Origin of the sequence: Pseudomonas sp. TH41 (assembly GCF_016650695.1) — a bacterium.
GTDB lineage: Bacteria > Pseudomonadota > Gammaproteobacteria > Pseudomonadales > Pseudomonadaceae > Aquipseudomonas.
The window spans coordinates 1,683,287-1,701,202 of the sequence record NZ_JAEKFH010000003.1 but is presented as its reverse complement, the minus strand read 5'-3'; the positions used below and the strand labels follow the sequence as shown (position 1 = coordinate 1,701,202).

The window sequence follows — 17,916 nt, the reverse complement described above, 5'->3', positions numbered from 1 at the left end:
TTGCTCGCGATGGTGTGTCAGTCGACACCTATGTAGCTGACACACCATCGCGAGCAAGCTCGCTCCTACAATGGGTCGGTGGTGCTTCATATAGCTATGTCTGTAGTTCGTCCTCCCGATTCTTGAAGGAAAATTCCCTAAAAAAGTAGGGCCAATCTGATTTTCCTGTCCCTCCAGTAACACCCGTTGTCACTCATGCAGAATCGCCCGCCTTCGTTCTGCAGAGACACATCGGATGTTCGCTCCTGCTAATCAACCGCGTTTCACGTTGACCGTCGACGGCGACCAGCATGACCTCAAGGTGCTTGAGTTCACGGGCAAGGAAGCCATCAGCCAACCCTATCGTTTTGATATTGAACTGGTCAGCGACCGCCCGGACATCGAGCTTGAAAGCCTGCTGCATCGTCAGGCGTTTCTGAGTTTCGATGCACAAGGTTCCGGCATTCACGGTCAGATCTATCGCGTGGGACAAGGCGATTCCGGGACGCGTCTGACGCGTTATCAGGTCAGTCTGGTGCCGAATTTCGCCTATTTGGGTCATCGTTTCAATCAGCGGATTTTCCAGCGCAAAAGCGTGCCGGCGATCATCGAGGAAGTTCTCAAGAAGCACGGCATTTTCAAGGGCATTAACTTCGATCTACAGCTCGGCAGCCAATACCCCGAGCGCGAGTACTGCGTGCAATACGCGGAAAGCGATCTGGCATTCATCCAGCGGCTGTGTGCCGAACTCGGCATTCACTACCACTTCCAGCACAGTCCCGAGGGGCATGTGTTGGTGTTTGGCGATGACCAGACAGTTTTCCCTCTGATGACCGAACCGACGCTCTACATGCCTGGCAGTGGAATGGCGGCAGAGGCGCCTGCCATTAAGCGTTTCAATGTGCGCCTGGAAACCCGCACGACCGCTGTAACCCGTCGCGACTACAACTTTCACAAGCCTCGCCTGCTGCTCGAAAGCCGAATCGACAGTGGAAAACTCCCAGCGCTTGAGGATTATCACTTTCCCGGTCAATTCACTGATCGTGAATATGGCAATCAACTGGCCGAACGAGCGCTGCAGCGCCACGGCGCGGATTACCGTCAAGCCGAAGGACAAAGTGACCAGTGCGCCCTCGTCAGCGGGCATTTCCTTCCCATCGGTGATCATCCACGAACGGAGTGGAATGACCTGTGGCTGGTCACTCAAGTCGAGCATCGGGGGCGGCAAACGCAGGTGTTGGAAGAGTCGTATGCCTGCGACGGTTCCGATGATTTTCAGGGCTATGAAAACTCCTTTCTGGCGACACCGTGGGAGGTGTTTTTTCGCCCGCCACTAGGCCCCGAAAAACCGCGCATGCCCGGCTATCAGTCAGCGGTGGTCACCGGTCCGAAGGACAGCGAAATCCACTGCGACGAGTATGGCCGGGTCAAGGTTGGACTGTTGTGGGATCGGGACGGCAAGCCGGATGAACATTCCAGTTGCTGGCTGCGCGTTGCCACAGGATGGGCGCATGACGGCTACGGCATCGGACTGATCCCCCGAGTCGGCATGGAAGTGCTGGTGGGTTTTGTCGACGGCGATGCCGACAAACCGCTCGTTATGGGTTGCCTGCCGAATGCCTCGACGCCTTTGCCGCTGGAGCTGCCGGCCAACAAGACCCGCAGCATTTTCCGAACCCAAAGCAGTCCGGGGGGCGGCGGTTACAACGAATTGCGCATCGAGGATCGCAAAGGCGCCGAAGAAATCTTCCTGCGGGCCCAGCGAAACTGGAATCAACAGGTGCTGCAGGACGCGCACGTTCAGGTCGGAAACCAACGCAGCGTGGACATTGGTGCAAACGATCACCTGCACGTGCGCGGTGACCGATCCATCACCGTCAACAACCAGACCTTCAAGGCAAGCGGACAATTCCACGTCAGCGCCGGCCAGCAAGTGGTCATCGACGGCGGTGCCAGCGCCACGATTCAGGCGGGCGGGCACTGGATCAATATCAGCCCTGCCGGGATCTTCAGCAGCGTACCGATAGAACTGGGTGGCGCGCCGATGCCGACCTTGGGCGCCCCGACCACTCAACGAACACTTTCCGCACTCAGCGTTGCACAGATTCTGAGCCTGAAAAGCGATGCGCCGTTCTGCGAAGAATGCGAGCGCTGCAAAGGGGGCGCCTGTGCAGCCTGAGCGCCTGTCGCCACACGCTTGGCTGGAGTGCCAGCCACTTGAGCCTTCCGAGCAGTTATTCGCCGTGTTCGGCAATGCCAGTTCCGCGGAGCCCTTTAAAGCCTGGCAGCGATGCAGCCCGGCACATGCGCCGAAACCGATCTGGGCGGACACCGTGTATGCCGAGTGGGAACCGGTCATGCCCTACGTCGCCATTGTCGAACCGGGCAGTGAATTTCTGCAGTGGGTCGCCAGCACCGAGTCTTGCGACTGGGGTTGGCTGGCGGTGTCTGCTTCGACTCAAGAAGTACTGATCGAACATTTGCGAAGCCTGACGCAAGTGCTTTTACCCGATGGCAACGCGGTGTTTTTTCGCTTTTGGGATGGGCGTTATTTGCTGCCGATCCTTCAGTCTGCGCAGGTCAGCGCGGCGCAATTGTTGCCGGTGATCGGGCGTTGCCTGATCAATGGCCAGTCACTCGAAATCGGCGGTGCCGCGCTAAAAACCTCAAGGGTTTTCCCTTGGTGGGAAGTCACTGAGCCGTTGCTGCAACACCTCGCCCACGCGTGCGCAACCACCCGTATCAACAACCTGATGCAGTGGCTGAGCGAAGAACGCCCTGATCTTTATGAGGCGTTTTCCGCAAGCGTTTTACAGCACAAGGTCGCGATCTTTCTTCAGTCGCCGGACCTGCCTGAAGCACCGAAATCAGCGCTGGTGGATTACCTGATGGCGGAACTGAACTGATGGATCAGATCGTACGGATTGAGCAGGGGCTCGATGGTTTTAAAGACACGCTGGATTTGTATCGCCAGCAACTCCGAGGCTTTTTAAGCAGTAACGCGGACACGGTCAGCCGTCTTACGGATATGCCCTCGCTGCTGGGCATGGAGCGGCAGATCAAACTGGGTGATACCACCAAGTCGGTGAGCAGTGGTGATGACGACTTTATCTCCAGTGTGGCGCAGTGTCCGAAGAGCGGGATTCTGCAGATTGAGAGCAAGTTCGAATCGGTTTACGACATTCCGTTGGGGAACATTCAGGTTGATGTCATTGCGGTAGAGGGTGGCGAGAGAACGCCGGTCACTCTCGATGAGCACGGTAAAGGAACGTTCGAAGGCACTCCCGGCAAGTTCTATCGGGTTCATGTGCAGAGTGAAGTCACGCCGAGGCAAATCGATGCGCTGTTCAAGACTTACGACGGTCTGACCGAACAGCTGGAGGCCTGGCTGCGCCGTGAGTGGGAAGGGTTCAAGCCGCAGTGGTCGCAGTCGGCTTTTACCGCCGCGGGTAACGGGATGCTGGCGGGGAGCTGGGCGGCGATCATTGGCGTGTGGGACAGCATCAGTCTGCTCTCGGACATTCTTCAGGATCCCCGCAGATTTGTTGAGCGGTTGGGTAGCGGTGCTGACCAACTGGCCGAACTGGCCGAAAAGTTTCCGGCAACGATGGAAAAGCTTCAGCTGCTGGTCAGTGATGAGGCAGCGCTGTGTTTGCTGCTGCACACCGCCAGCCTCTGGTTGGAGATGTTGCCGCCCAGCGAGATCGCCGGTACCTCGGCAAAGGTGGCCAGCCATGTAATGGTCTCGTTACTGATCGATATTCTGATTGCCCTGGCCTTGGCTTTCACTCGAGTTGGAGTGCCTGTCGCCAAAGCTTATTTAACCTCTCGTGGGATTCATTACGGGAGGGTGCTGGCCGACCTCGCCATACGTTTTGTCGAGGCGACTTTTAATATCCTCAACACCTTCATGAAGTACGTCGACCAGTACAAAGCAGTCGCCGCACGCGGTGTCGCGGCCGGTGTAAAAAAAGGCGGGGTGCACCTGCGTTGGGACGCCAAGCGCAACACCACGCTCAAACAAAACGAACACCACGACAACGTCCCGGTTCAGGCGAAAAACCCCAACGGCGACAGCGCCGAGGCCACCGATAAAACCGCCACCAACAAATGCCCGGTGTCGATGGTCACCGGCGAAGAGCTGCTGACCCTCACCGACGGTGCGCTGGACGGCATTTTGCCGTTCGACTTCACCCGACTCTATCGCACCAGCGCCGCCGAGATCGATGGCGGCCTCGGGTTCGGCTGGAGTCACAGTCTGGCGCACCGGCTGGAAATCCATGGCGACAGCGTGATCTGGGTCGACCACGAAAACCGGCGCACCTCTTTCCCGCTGCCCAACATCGAACGCCCGGCGATCCACAACAGCCTCTCGCGGGCGGCGATTTTTCTCGGCGATGACCCCGAAGAGCTGATCCTCGCCCAGGCCGGTGACGAGACGCGGTTTTATCACTTTATTAACGGTCGACTGACCGCTATCAGCGACGCTTACGCCAACCGGCTGCGTATCACCCGCGACCGTCAGGATCGTCTCCAGCGCCTCGACAACGGCGCCGGTCGCGCCTTGCTGTTGCGCTATGACCGCCGTCATTTGGTCGCCGTCGACTACCAGCGTTTTGTCCCGGCCGACACGTTGGAGGAGGCGTGGGTCACCGAACAGACGCTGGTCCGTTACCGCTACAACGACCGCGCCCAACTGATCGAAGCCAGCAACGCCACCGGCGAAAGCGAGCGCTACGACTACGACGACCAGCACGTCATCCTGCAACGGCAACTGGCCGGAGGGGCGAGTTTCTTCTGGGCGTGGGAACGATCCGGCAAGGCCGCGCGATGCATCCGCCACTGGGCGTCGTTTGCGCAGATGGGCGCGCGGTATGTCTGGGATGACCAGGGCAGTGTCACGGTCCAGAACATTGATGGCAGCGAAGAGGTTTACCAGCACGACGAGCGGGCGCGACTGGTGCGCAAGGTCGAGCTGGACGGCGGCGAACAGCTCAAGGCCTACGACGACCAAGGTCGGCTGATGGCCGAGCAGGACTCGCTGGGCGCCGTCACTGAATACCACTACGACGACGTCGGGCGGCTGGTGGCGCTGATTCCGCCGGAAGATGAACCGACGGCCTACGAGTACCGCAACGGTTTCCTGCACGCACGGTATCGCGACAAAGCTGTCTGGAAATACCAGCGCAATGCCCAGGGTGACGTCACCGAAGCGACCGATCCCGACGGCCAGGTCACCCACTATCACTACGATGAACAAGGCCAGCTGCTGTCGATCCGTTACCCGGACCTCAGCCGCCATGTGTTCGTCTGGAATGCCTTGGGGCAACTGGTCGAAGAGACCTTGCCCGACGGCGGTCAGCGGCGGTTTGCCTACGATGCGCTGGGGCGGCGGATTACCGGTCAGGACGAACACGGTGCCGTCACTCAGTACCAATGGGATGCCGTTGGCCGACTGATTCAGATCACGCTGCCCACCGGTGCCAGCCGCGCCTTCAGCTATAACGCCTACGGCAAGATCACCGCCGAACGCGATGAACTGGGTCGCGTCACGCGTTACGAATACCTCGACGAGTTGCACCTGGTCAGTCGCCGCCTCAATGCCGACGGCACCCAGCTGAAGTACCGCTACGACAATGCGCAGCTGCTGCTCACGGAAATCGAAAACGAATCTGGCGAAACCTATCGGCTGGACTACACGCCCAGCGGCTTGATCCGTCAGGAAACCGGCTTCGATGGTCGCCGCACCGCGTACGCCTACGACCTCAACGGCCATCTGCTGGAGAAAACCGAGTTCGGTGATGACGGCTCGCAGCTGGTTACCGCATATGACCGCGACGCGGCCGGGCGCCTGCTGCTCAAAACGCTACCTGACGGCATCCAGGTCGAATACCGCTACGACCGCCTCGGCCGACTGATCAGCGTTGACGATGGCCACGACCATCCGCTGGAATTCGAGTACGACCCACAGGACCGGCTGATCGCCGAGCATCAAGGCTGGGGCACCTTGCGTTATGCCTACGACGCCTGCGGCCAGCTCAATCGCCTGCGCCTGCCGGACGGCAGCACACTCGATTACCATCACGCCAAGGGCGGCGCGCTAACGGCCATCGACCTCAACGGCGCGCGACTCACCACTCACCAATTCACCTTCGGTCGCGAACAGCAACGTCAGCAAGGCCAGCTCACCAGCCACTACCACTACGACGAACAAGGCCGGCTGCACACCCACGCGCTCAACCTGCAAACCCGACCGCAATACCTGCGTCATTACAGCTACGCGGTCAACGGCAACCTCGCCGCCATCGCCGATAGCCGCCACGGCCAACGCAGCTATTACTACGACCCGCTCAACCGCCTAACCCGCGTGCGCCACACCCGCGACGACCCACCGGAAACCTTCGCCCACGACCCGGCCGGCAACCTGATCATGCAGGACCGCCCCGGCGCCGCGAGGGTGGTTGGTAATCGTTTGTTGATGCAGGGCGACCGTCATTACGACTACGACGCCTTCGGCAACCTGATCCGCGAACGCCGTGGCACCGGACAAAAACTGGTCACCGAATACGCCTATGACTGCCAGCACCGGTTAACCCGCATCACCTTGCCCGATGGCAGCAGCGCCAACTACCGCTACGACGCCTTCGGCCGCCGCATCAGCAAAACCGTCGACGGCCATAACACCGAATTCTTCTGGCAGGGCGATAACCTCGTCGCCGAAAGCAGCAAGGCGCACTTCCGCAGCTACGTCTACGAACCCGGCAGTTTCCGCCCATTAGCCATGCTCGACGGCAAAGGCCCACGCCAGGCCTGCCCGTTCTACTACCAACTCGACCACCTCGGCACGCCGCAGGAACTCACGGACTACAGCGGCGAAATCGTCTGGTCGGCGAAGTACAACGCCTACGGCAAGGTCACGCGGATCGCGTTCGGCGGGGGCGAGGAGCTTGAGCAACCGTTGCGGTTTCAGGGGCAGTACTTTGATGCCGAGAGCGGTCTGCATTACAACCGGCATCGGTACTATGATCCTGATGTCGGGCGGTACCTGACGCCGGATCCGGTCAAGTTGGCGGGTGGGCTGAACCCGTATCAGTACACGCGGAATCCGACGGGGTGGGTTGATCCGTTGGGGTTGAGCGGGAATTGCCCGTCGCCGAATAAGCCTGGGTGTAAGGCGCCGGATGATGCTACTGGCGCTAAGGTTGATGAGGGTGAGCCGCCTCTGCCGAAAATGACGGCTGAGCAGCGGCGAGCGAGGATTGATGAGTTGGCTGAAACTAATGCCAAGGGACGGGTAATGAAGTTGGAGAAAAAGTACAACATGCACACTGTGCAAAAGCACAGTTCAGAAATACCTGATGTGGCGCTCAAACAGAGGGCTATAAATGGAGCAAATCCTAAAACGGGAAGAGTGCCAGTACCACCTAGAGGGAATTTAAGCTCCCAGTTCACAAATTGGAGAGTTCACTTTAATGCGTTGAACAAAGCTATGACGCGGGAAAGGCTAGGGCTGCCCCCACATACGGGTTGGGACCACAACAATGACCCGATTGTGAGGATGGAGCTACCTGGTGCAGGTCGCGGTTATCGACCGAACAAAAAAGACAAACAAAACCCTACATTAGATGAAAATATGGATTGGTTTGAGGTTAAGTTTGATCAGGATAGGGTAGATCGGCCTTATACGGGTTTCCCTTCGGAGAAAAAATGATGTTGCGATATCCTTTTATGGACGGAGATTTTGAACCGAACCTGATGTGGTTTATTGGGGTTTTCAATGTCTATGATCGTGAGGAAACTCGAGGTGAAGAACTGGAGGTTTTCAATCCTGATAACCAGTTTGACAGAGAGGTCCTGATCGTTAGGTATAGTTTGAAACTGGGATGTTTGTCTTATAGACACAAGTTTGTGTTGTTTGAGTTCTTGGCCGAAAAAATAAGAGATCACAATTATGATTTTGAAATTTTGTTCAATATTGACGATGTGTATGACTCAAGTTGGCCTCGAGCTGAGTGGTATGCGTTGAAAGACCCGCGTGGCTTTTTTGAGGACGTATATAGACTGGCAAGCGAAGAGTGGAAAGATGATCTGTATAAGGCCAGCCTTGAAGATCAATCAACTTGGTGAGGCCCGTTATCTATGAGGCTGATGGACCTAATGATCGCTTCGCGCTCAATCACGGGCAAGCCTCGCTCCTTGCATGTTGCCCGAAGAGTGTAGGAGCGAGCTTGCTCGCGATGAACTCGACGGCGGCGCATTTTTCCAGGCAGTGCGCGTTATCGTTTACGTCCATCGCGAGCAAGCTCGCTCCTACGGGTCGGCGGTGATCTGTAGGGGCGAGGCTGCCTGCGATGGCGGTCTTACAGGCAGCGAAATTTCTGGGCAAGGTCGTCGGAAGTTTCCTTCAAGTTGTAGCGGTTTGCATGAACTGGTGCGAAGTGAGATCCGTGGATAGTCTTTGGCTGTCGCTGCGAATGCAGTGGCAGGGTGTAGGAACCCTGATTGCTCACCGCGCATCAGCGCTGTCGTTTGATTGCGGCACTTAATGTGTGTCCGTAAGATCGTTCGCGGCGGCTGTGCGCGGGACACGCTTCGGCGTGGCTGAGGTTCGTGAGCACTCGGTTTCCTACTCCCGCGTACGGCTGCCACCCAAGTCTGTAGGAGGACTGTTGGCAGTTCATATTTACTGCTCACGAGTATAAAAAATGAAAACTCTTCACCCCGATCCACCCTCTGAAAAACCAATCCCTCACCCCAAAAACCGCTTCATGGCGCTCACCAGCAATTGCAGTGATATGCCCACTCTGTTCGTCGATACCCAAGCGCCGCTCGATGTTTTGTATGACGCAGCCAGCTATCGAATTCGTGCTGTAACCCAAGTGCTTGAGAACCTGTCGATGCGGGGTTCGATTGAGTGTGAATCCTTCATTCTCAGCGACTTTGCGTTGCTGTGTGCCATTCCGTTGCGGGATGGGTGTGATGTGCTGGATGTGGTTGGGCGGCGGTTGCGGGCTCGGGCTTCGGAGTAGTGCTGACGGCTTTTTCCGATGCCGTTCAGTTAAGCAATTTTGGCTGATACGCACGTTTTGTAGCAGCTGGCGAAGCCTGCGTTCGGCTGCGCAGCAGTCGTAAAATCAGAGCGCGCGATGTTTCAGGTGCACTGTGCAGGCAGGGTTTACGACTGCTGCGCAGCCGGACGCAGGCTGCGCCAGCTGCTACAGGGCGTGTGAGTTCCGGGCGTTATCAGTCGTAAAATCAGCACTCGCGGTGTTTCAGGTGCACCGTGCAGGTACGGTTTACGACTGCTGCGCAGCCGGACGCAGGCTTCGCCAGCTCCTACAGATTGTGTGAGTTTGGGTTTTTTGTGGCGGTGGGGTTTGCGGCTGTTGCGTAAGAGCAAGATCAAAAGATCGCAGCCTTCGGCAGCTCCTACAGGGATCGATTTCGGCATAGGGTGGCCGCTCGGCTGCGGGGTCCTGACGTTGACCGCCGTACAAGGTAAACTTCCGGGCCTTCGCAGGAGCAATCATGAATTATCGTCACGCCTTCCATGCCGGCAATCACGCCGATGTGTTCAAACACCTGACTTTGACCCGCCTCATCGCTTTGATGTCGCGCAAGGAGCAGCCGTTTGCCTATCTCGACACTCACGCCGGCATTGGTCTGTATGACCTGCAGGGCGATCAGGCGAGCCGTACCGGTGAATACCTGGAAGGCATTGCGCGTTTGTGGGATCAGCCGGATTTGCCGGCGTTGACCGCCGATTACATGAAGGTGCTGCACGACATGAACCCGGATGGCCAGTTGCGCTATTACCCGGGTTCGCCGGAACTGGCGCGGCGTCTGACGCGGCCGCAGGATCGGGTGATGCTCAACGAGAAGCACCCGGAAGATGGTGTGTTGCTCAAAGACAACATGGCGGGCGACCGGCGGGTGAAGGTGCACCTGGGTGAAGGCTGGCATGTGCCGCGTGCGATGTTGCCGGTGCAGGAGAAACGGGCGGTGATGTTGATTGATCCGCCGTTCGAACAGCTGGATGAGATGCAACGCTGTGCGGCGTCGCTGAAAGAGGCGATTGGCCGGATGCGCCAAACCGTGGCGGCGATCTGGTATCCGGTGAAGGACCAGCGCATGTTGCGGCGTTTTTATCAGGACCTGGCGGGTACGGGCGCGCCAAAGTTGTTGCGGGTGGAGTTGCTGGTGCATCCGCTGGACACGCCGAACAGTTTGAACGGCTCCGGGTTGGCCATTGCCAATCCGCCATGGGGGTTGGAAGAGGAATTGCGTGAGTTGCTGCCGTGGTTGTCCACGAAGTTGGGACAGACCCAGGGTGGGTGGCAGATGGATTGGTTGATTGCCGAATAGGGTCAATCTACAAGCAAAATCAAGAGATCGCAGCCTTCGACAGCTCCTACGCGCCTGTGGGCGCCGCCGAAGGCTGCGATCTTTTGCTTTTCGAGGTTAGATTGGGCAAGTCACGCCAGTACCGCCAATCCCGCAATACCCTTCAGGGTTTTTCGCCAGGTATTGCTGGTGATAGGCCTCGGCGAAGTAGAACGTCGGTGCTTCTTCGATTTCGGTGGTGATGGTGCCTTTACCAGCCTTGGTCAACTCAGCCTGGAATACTTTCTCGCTGGCCTTGGCCGCTTCCAGTTGTGCCGGATTGGTGGCATAGATCACCGAGCGGTACTGCGTGCCGATGTCATTGCCCTGGCGCATGCCCTGAGTCGGGTTGTGCAGTTCCCAGAACATCTTCAGCAGCGCTTCGTAGCTGACTTTTGCCGGCTCGTAGACCACCAGTACCACTTCGCTGTGGCCAGTCAGGCCGGAGCAGACTTCTTCATAGGTCGGGTTTGGCGTAAAGCCGCCGGCGTAGCCCACCGCCGTACTGACCACGCCTTCGCGCTGCCAGAACTTGCGCTCCGCGCCCCAGAAGCAGCCCAGGCCGAAGATCGCGAAATCCACGTCAGTGACGAACGGGCCCAGCAGCGGGGCGTCGTGGACGAAGTGTTTTTCCGGCACGGTCATTGGGGTTTCACGGCCAGGCAGAGCTTGTTCTTTAGTCGGGAGCACGTTTTTGTTCACCAGGATTTCCGAGCGCAGAACCATCATCAGTCCTCTCAGTCAGGTTGGGGATGTAGTTGCACAGACCGCAAGTGTGCCTAATGCCGTCCGGTTACGCACTACCCAATGTGGGAGCGGGCTTGCTCGCGAAGGCGGTGTGTCAGATGACATGATTGGTGACTGATACACCGCCTTCGCGAGCAAGCCCGCTCCCACATCGGGTATGTGACTTGATTTACTGTCAGGCGATTGGGCCGCGCGGGTAGCGTTTGAGCTTTTCGATCAGCTCGGAGCCAGGAATCGGTCGGTCAAACAGATAACCCTGGCCGACATCGCAGCGGTGACGACGCAGGAAGGCCAGCTGTTCGGCCGTCTCGATGCCTTCAGCCACGACCTTGAGTTTCAGGTTGTGGGCCATGGCGATCACCGCCGAGGTGATTTCCATGTCGTCCTGGTTGTCCGGGATTTCGTGGATGAAGCTTCGATCGATCTTGATGATGTCGATCGGAAATTTTTTCAAGTAGCTCAGCGACGAGTAGCCGGTGCCGAAGTCGTCCATGGCCAGGGTCAGGCCCAGGCGTTTGAGCTGGTCGAGCTGCAAATGAGTGTCTTCGGTGGCTTCCAGCAGCAAGCCTTCGGTCAGCTCCAGCTCCAGCAGGTTCGCTGGCAGTGCTTCTTCCTTGAGGATGTTGGCAATCGACGACACCAGGTCCGGGTCGGAGAACTGTTTGGGCGACAGGTTGATCGCCACTTGCAGGTTGCCCAGGCCAGCGGCGGTGAGGTCTTTGCTCATGCGGCAGGCTTGGCGGGCGACCCACTTGCCAATCGGAATAATCAGGCCGGTTTCTTCGGCGACGCTGATGAACTGGTCCGGGCGAATCATGCCTTTTTCCGGATGGTTCCAGCGCAGCAGCGCTTCCATGCCCAGCAAACGGCCGCTGCGCAGGCACAGCTTGGGCTGATAGAACACGTCCAGCTCGTTCTGGGTCAGGGCGCGGCGCAGGTTGTTCTCGACGAACAGTTTGTAGCTGGCCTCGGCATTCAGTGCCTCGGTGAACACCTGAACCTGATGTTTGCCGTTGGCCTTGGCCTTGTGCAGCGCGAGCCCGGCGTTACGCATCAGGGTTTGCGGATCGCGGCCATGCAACGGCGCAGAGGCCACGCCCACCGAGCCGGTGACGCTGATCAGCTGGTTGTCGACGAACATCGGTTTATCGAGGGTCATCAGCAGCTGGTTGGCGACTTGTTGGCCCGTGTGCAGGTCGGTGTTGTCCAGCAGCACCGCAAACTCGTTACTGGCGAAGCGCGCCAGGCTGCCGCTCGGGATCAGGCTGTTGCGCAGGCGTCTGGCCAGGCTGATCAGCAGTTTGTCGCCGGTCTGGTGGCCGAGGCTGTCGTTGATCCGCTTGAAGTTGTCGATGTCCACCAGCAGCAGGCTGATCGGCGTATCGCTGTCTCGGGCGAAGCGTTCGTCGAGGTTGCGGATGAACGCCGGGCGATTGCCGAGGTTGGTCAGGTTGTCGGTGTAGGCCAGGCGCTCGATGCGTTGCTGGGCGAGCTTGGTCTGGGTGATGTCTTCGTAGATGCCGATGTAATGGGTCAGTTCGCGGTTGTCACCGTAGACCTTGGAAATCGACAACTGACCCCAGTAGGGTTCGAGGTTTTTGCGACGGCTCTTGAATTCGCCCTGCCAACTATTGCTCTTGGCCAGCGCCGAGGGCGCGTCGAACAACAGTTCGCTGAGGTTTTCCAGGGCCGGCAGTTCCGACAGCCGCTGGCCGTGGACTTCTTCGGTGGTGTACTGGGTGATCGCGGTGAAGCTCGGGTTGACGTACTCCACCACGCCGTCGCAATTGACCAGTAGAAAGGCGTTGGCGCTTTGCTCCACTGCACGCTGGAACAGGTGCAGGGCGCTGGTAGCGGTGCGACGGTTATGGTTGTTGATGACTTGGGCGAACTGATCCGCCAGCTCGCCCGCAAAGGCGATTTCATCCGATTGCCAGGCGCGTGTCGTGCCGGTCTGTTCCAGGCAGAGCACGCCGACCACTTGGCCGTCGACCCGGATACTGGCGTCGAGCAGGGCGTTTATGTCGCGCTGGCGCAGGCTCGCGGCCATTTCCCGGGTGCGCGGATCGCGCATGACGTTGTGGGCGTCAATGGCGCGACCGGTGTGCAAGGCGTCGAGGTAATCGGGGAAACCGCTGACGTCGATGGGCGCCGGCAGTACATTTTCCCGGCTGCTGCGGTGATAAGCCGAAATCGGCACCAGCATTGAGCCTTCGAGGTTCCACAGGCTGGCGCTGTCGATTGCGTAGATGTTACAGGCGCTGCGGGTGATCAGCTCGGCGGCTTCTTGCAGGGAATTGTTGGTGCTGTAGCGCTGGCGGGTCAGCAACAGGATCAAATCCTGCTGGGCACGCACCCGATCCAGGTGCAACAGCTGTTCCTGCTGGGCGCGTTGATTGAGTTCCAGAGCGATTTGCAGGCGCGAGTTCTGGGTTTCCAGGTCCTGCGTCGGCAGCAGTTGTTCGCCTTCGAACAATCGGTCCACGACCATCAGGTAGCCGCGCAACAAGTGCCGATTGTGTTGCCGGTAGGCTTCGCCCAGTTCGAGCAGGTTCAGGGAGCCTTTGGCGGTGTGCAGGTTGTAGCGGATCAGGTAATGCGGGCTGTTGCTGAGTTGTTGCTGAATCGCGTCGTGCAGTTGATAGCGCGCTTCGGGCTCCATTAGGCTGGCGTAGGGTGAATCGACCAGGGCACAAAGCTCCACGGCCGGCAGACCAAACGCTCGCTCGCAATTGGGATCGAGAAACAGCAACGCCCAGCTCGCCTCATTCAGCCGTTCGAAACGCAGCATGCCGAGCCGCGAGGGCACAGGCAACTGCGTCACTACCTCGGCCACCATACGGCTGGCGGCATCGGGTTGGCTTTTCATTGAGGGAAACTCGCTTCGAAAATGCTGATCGCGCCGGGCTCTCGCCCTCTTTACTGTTGTCTGCGGCAAGGTTGCATCATTGCGGCACCGACTGACAAGAGACATGAAGGCCAAGTGCTATAAGAATATGTCGGCAGGGAAAGAGATTTCTTCAATTAGCGGCCAAAAGACCGTTTTCGAGCAAAAAGATCGCAGCCTTGTAGGAGCGAGCTTGCTCGCGATGGACGTTAACGATAACGCGTTCCTCCTGAATAAACGCGTTGCTCTCAAGTCCATCGCGAGCAAGCTCGCTCCTACAGTTCAACGCAATTTTATGTGTGTCGATTGCAGCTGATTGCCATCCCGGTCGTGGTAACTGACGCGAATCTGTTCCGAATCCACGATCAAATGCGCAAAGTTGTCCTGGCTGATCACCTCGCTGGTCAATTCGTGCCGGTAGTCACCTGCGGCTGTCCGGGCCAAGGGTTGATCCAGGATGAACGTGGAGGCCTTGGCATACGGCAGCAGTTTGCTATTGCACAGAGGTGACGAAACGATGGTGTGCACCTCGAAATCCGGGTCGTCGCTGTGGGTCAGTCGACTGGTCAGCGAGCCGTGGACATCGCCGGAAATGAAGACGACGTTCTTGATGCGGTGCGTACGAATCGTCTCCAGCAACCGTAGGCGTTGTTCCGGAAAGGCTTTCCAGGCGTCATCGCCCAGCGTTTTGCGGTCGGGGTAGAACATCACGCTGGTGACCACGAATTTAACTCTGGCCGGGCTGTGGATCAGCCAATTGCATAAGGCCTGTTCCTGCTCTGCATCGAGAATGCGTCGATCATCGGCCGACAGATTGCGTCGGGTCCGGCTGTCGGTGACAAACCATTCGAGATCGCCTTCGGTGAACTGATACCAATATCGTTTCAGGCGTTGATCGGGTTGCCAGTTGGCCAGAAACTCGTGCGCCGGGCTGTGGCTGGCTTGGTATAACTCATAAGCAGCGATGGCGTTCTTATATAAATAGTCATCGTCGTTGCTTTTGTTGGCTGGCCAGTTGTCTTCGATTTCATGGTCGTCGAGGATCATGTAAGTCGGTACGCTGGACATTAACGTTTTAATGTTGGGCTGGGAAAAAGCCGCGCGGTACTTGCGGAGTATCTCCTTGAGTTTTCGGTCGGGGGCAATGATGTTCAGGTCATCGACATAGACTTGATCGCCGGTCATCAACAACGCGCTAATGGGTGGGGCGGCGTGCTGCGCCAGCTTCGTGATCGAGGCAAAAATCCGGTCGCCCAGATGGGAGGCCGAAGGCATGCCCAGCGTCATCCGCAGGTAACGGCATGACCCGACGATGTACGCCCGTGGCGTCGTGACAGTGTGGGACGGTGTGCGCACGCGGTAAATCTCCCGCGGCCATTGCAGCGGCAGTTCCTGGACCGTCTCCACGGTGTGCACCGGGCTCATGGGGCTGAACCAGCCCGCCTGATATTCGTACTCGGTGCCGGCGGCAAGATCGTTGAGTGCAATGACATCGGCCATGTCGCGCAAGGGGGTCAATTTTGCGAAAGTGCCTTTTGACCAGCGCTCGTCACCGAGCCGTCGATAACGAATGCCAGCAAATACTAACGCGTTGTTTTGTAATTCGCCGCGCAAAAAAATACGTGCGTGGTTAGTTGTGGTGTGGCCAATAATCGGGCCGACGGTGGGCTTTAACATATTCGAATCCATTCGAAGTAAAACTAACTAAGCGATGGCGCTTTTGCCAAAAGTTATAGGTGGATCAGTTGAATAAGCTTAGTTATTGGTTAGTGAAAAATACCGGGTTGAAGCCGACTCGAGTTGTGGCCGATATAAGCCACGGATGTAGGAAGACGTTTGCGCAAGGCAAAAAAAGCCCCGCCAAATGGGCGGGGTTGAGGTACGAGCGTGGCGCTCGGAAACATGAAACGCAGCTGGCCCTCCGGTGAAGGAGGGCCGGCCGGTGTTACAGCAGGATGGTGCGGATGTCCGCCAGCAGGTCGCTCAGACGTTTGGTGAAGCGTGCAGCAGCGGCGCCGTTGATCACACGGTGATCGTAGGACAGCGACAGCGGCAGCATCAGTTTCGGCTGGAAGGCTTTGCCGTCCCAGACTGGCTGGATGGTTGCCTTGGAAACACCCAGAATCGCCACTTCCGGCGCGTTGACGATCGGCGTGAAGCCGGTGCCGCCAATGTGACCGAGGCTGGAAATGGTGAAGCAGGCGCCTTGCATGTCGTCGGCAGTGAGCTTTTTGTCGCGGGCTTTGGCAGCCAGTGCGGCGGCTTCGGCTGCCAGTTGCAACAGGCTCTTCTGATCGACGTTCTTGATGACCGGTACCAGCAGGCCTTCAGGGGTGTCGACCGCGAAGCCGATGTTCACGTACTTCTTGCGGATGATCGCTTTACCGCTTGGAGCCAACGAACTGTTGAAGTCCGGCAGTTCCTTGAGCAGGTGCGCGCAGGATTTGAGCAGCAGCGGCAGGATGGTCAGCTTGACGCCAGCCTTCTCTGCAACGGCTTTCTGAGCGATACGGAACGCTTCCAGCTCGGTGATATCAGCCGAATCGAACTGAGTCACGTGCGGAATGTTCAACCAGCTGCGATGCAGGCTCGACGCGCCGATTTGCATCAGGCGAGTCATCGGCACTTCTTCGGTTTCACCGAAGCGGCTGAAGTCCACGACCGGAATCGGCGGAATGCCCGCGCCACCGGTTGCGCCAGCAGCAGCGGCCGGTGCTTCCTTGGCCTTCTGCATCATGGCTTTGACGTAAACCTGCACGTCTTCTTTGAGGATGCGACCGTGCGGGCCACTGGCGCCGACGGCGTTCAGTTCGACGCCGAATTCACGGGCCAGTTGGCGTACAGCCGGGCCAGCGTGAACCTTGGCGCCCGGCTTGGCCGGCGCAGCGGCAGGTGCAGCAGCTGCCGGAGCAGCAGGCGCCGCAGCGGCTGGGGCAGGAGCGCTCGGTGCAGCAGCGGCCGGAGCCGGAGCAGCAGCAGCGGGTGCAGCGCCTTTGACTTTCAGCTTGAGGATCAGGTCGCCGGTGCCGACTTCGTCATCCAGCTTGACGGAAACGCTTTCCACCACACCAGCGGCAGGCGATGGAATTTCCATGCTCGCCTTGTCGGATTCCAGGGTGATCAGCGACTGGTCGGCTTCAACGGTGTCGCCGGCCTTGACCAGGACTTCGATGATCTTGGCCTTGCCCGACGAGCCGATGTCCGGGACGTGAATGTCCTGAACGCTGTCGGCAACCGGTGCAGCCGGAGCCGCAGCGGCGGGTGCCGGAGCAGCGGCGGCAGGTGCAGCAGCCTGGGCTGGCGCGGCCGCAGCCGGTGCCGCAGCACCTGCCACTTCCAGATCCAGGATCAGGTCGCCGGTGCCGACTTCGTCGTTGAGCTTGACGCTGATGGCCTTGACCACGCCAGCGGCAGGCGAAGGGATTTCCATGCTGGCCTTGTCGGATTCCAGGGTGATCAGCGATTGATCAGCCTCGACGGTGTCGCCGACCTTGACCTGGATCTCGATGATCTGGGCCTTGCCCGACGAACCGATGTCCGGCACGTGCACTTGCTGAACCGAAGCGGCAGCGGGCGCGGCAGCTGGGGCTGGAGCCGCGGCGGCGGCAGGAGCAGCAGCCGGTTTCGCTTCAGCTTTGGCAGCCGGCGCAGCGGCAGCTGCAGCCGCAGGGGCCGCAGCAGCGGCACCTTCGACTTCCAGCTCCAGCAGTTCGTCGCCTTCTTTCAAGCGATCGCCGATTTTTACTTTCAGGCTTTTGACGATGCCGGCCTTGGGCGCAGGGATTTCCATGCTCGCCTTGTCCGACTCAAGCGTCAGGATGCTCTGGTCGGCTTCGATACGGTCGCCGACCTTCACAAACAGTTCAATTACTTCACCTTCACCGCTGCCGATGTCAGGTACGCGAATGAGTTCGCTCACA

At 58.6% G+C, this 17,916-nt stretch carries 10 protein-coding genes; 6 read left to right on the top strand and 4 right to left on the bottom strand.

All coding sequences use genetic code 11. The features are described 5' to 3' along the window. Window positions 1-235 precede the first annotated feature (235 nt). From JFU37_RS10370 to JFU37_RS10345, 6 genes are all read left to right on the top strand, one after another. Entirely contained in the window at window positions 236-2,158 is a 1,923-nt protein-coding gene (locus JFU37_RS10370; protein ID WP_201115206.1) for a type VI secretion system Vgr family protein, read from the top strand. Then, entirely contained in the window at window positions 2,148-2,885 is a 738-nt protein-coding gene (locus JFU37_RS10365) for a DUF4123 domain-containing protein (RefSeq protein ID WP_201115205.1), read from the top strand. Before JFU37_RS10370 ends, JFU37_RS10365 begins: the two co-directional genes overlap by 11 nt. Then, window positions 2,885-7,690: an RHS repeat-associated core domain-containing protein gene (locus JFU37_RS10360; RefSeq protein ID WP_201115204.1), complete on the top strand. Its 4,806-nt coding sequence runs from the start codon at window positions 2,885-2,887 to the stop codon at window positions 7,688-7,690. Before JFU37_RS10365 ends, JFU37_RS10360 begins: the two co-directional genes overlap by 1 nt. Then, the gene (locus tag JFU37_RS10355) at window positions 7,687-8,106 is read left to right on the top strand and encodes a hypothetical protein (RefSeq protein ID WP_201115203.1); all 420 of its coding nucleotides are present in this window, start codon (window positions 7,687-7,689) and stop codon (window positions 8,104-8,106) included. The genes JFU37_RS10360 and JFU37_RS10355 overlap by 4 nt, the downstream gene beginning before the upstream one ends. 578 nt (window positions 8,107-8,684) lie before the next feature. Beyond that, window positions 8,685-9,008 carry a hypothetical protein gene (locus JFU37_RS10350; protein WP_201115202.1) on the top strand — a complete coding sequence of 108 codons (324 nt, stop codon included), beginning with the start codon at window positions 8,685-8,687 and terminating at the stop codon, window positions 9,006-9,008. Window positions 9,009-9,507: 499 nt separating this feature from the next. After that, on the top strand, window positions 9,508-10,344 hold the full coding sequence (locus JFU37_RS10345; protein WP_201115201.1) for a 23S rRNA (adenine(2030)-N(6))-methyltransferase RlmJ: 837 nt from the start codon (window positions 9,508-9,510) through the stop codon (window positions 10,342-10,344). Window positions 10,345-10,440: 96 nt separating this feature from the next. Here JFU37_RS10345 and msrA read toward each other — a convergent pair whose 3' ends face one another. The 4 genes from msrA to aceF form a co-directional block, all read right to left on the bottom strand. Further along, window positions 10,441-11,088: a peptide-methionine (S)-S-oxide reductase MsrA gene (msrA, locus tag JFU37_RS10340; protein ID WP_201116467.1), complete on the bottom strand. Its 648-nt coding sequence runs from the start codon at window positions 11,086-11,088 to the stop codon at window positions 10,441-10,443. A 196-nt stretch (window positions 11,089-11,284) separates the two neighbouring features. Then, window positions 11,285-13,978, bottom strand: a complete 2,694-nt coding sequence (locus JFU37_RS10335; protein ID WP_201115200.1) for a sensor domain-containing phosphodiesterase — start codon at window positions 13,976-13,978, stop codon at window positions 11,285-11,287. A 300-nt stretch (window positions 13,979-14,278) separates the two neighbouring features. After that, window positions 14,279-15,673, bottom strand: coding sequence for an alkaline phosphatase D family protein (locus tag JFU37_RS10330; RefSeq protein ID WP_201115199.1), 1,395 nt, complete (start codon window positions 15,671-15,673; stop codon window positions 14,279-14,281). A gap of 268 nt (window positions 15,674-15,941) precedes the next feature. Beyond that, window positions 15,942-17,915, bottom strand: coding sequence for a dihydrolipoyllysine-residue acetyltransferase (gene aceF / locus JFU37_RS10325; RefSeq protein WP_201115198.1), 1,974 nt, complete (start codon window positions 17,913-17,915; stop codon window positions 15,942-15,944). Window position 17,916 lies beyond the last annotated feature (1 nt).

Bases quoted from the DNA above. Each gene is read 5' to 3' on its own strand.
- JFU37_RS10370 (WP_201115206.1), top strand. From the start codon at position 236: ATGTTCGCTCCTGCTAATCAACCGCGTTTCACGTTGACCGTCGACGGC.
- JFU37_RS10360 (WP_201115204.1), top strand. From the start codon at position 2,885: ATGGATCAGATCGTACGGATTGAGCAGGGGCTCGATGGTTTTAAAGAC.
- JFU37_RS10355 (WP_201115203.1), top strand. From the start codon at position 7,687: ATGATGTTGCGATATCCTTTTATGGACGGAGATTTTGAACCGAACCTG.
- JFU37_RS10350 (WP_201115202.1), top strand. From the start codon at position 8,685: ATGAAAACTCTTCACCCCGATCCACCCTCTGAAAAACCAATCCCTCAC.
- JFU37_RS10345 (WP_201115201.1), top strand. From the start codon at position 9,508: ATGAATTATCGTCACGCCTTCCATGCCGGCAATCACGCCGATGTGTTC.
- msrA (WP_201116467.1), bottom strand. From the start codon at position 11,088: ATGGTTCTGCGCTCGGAAATCCTGGTGAACAAAAACGTGCTCCCGACT.
- JFU37_RS10335 (WP_201115200.1), bottom strand. From the start codon at position 13,978: ATGAAAAGCCAACCCGATGCCGCCAGCCGTATGGTGGCCGAGGTAGTG.
- JFU37_RS10330 (WP_201115199.1), bottom strand. From the start codon at position 15,673: ATGTTAAAGCCCACCGTCGGCCCGATTATTGGCCACACCACAACTAAC.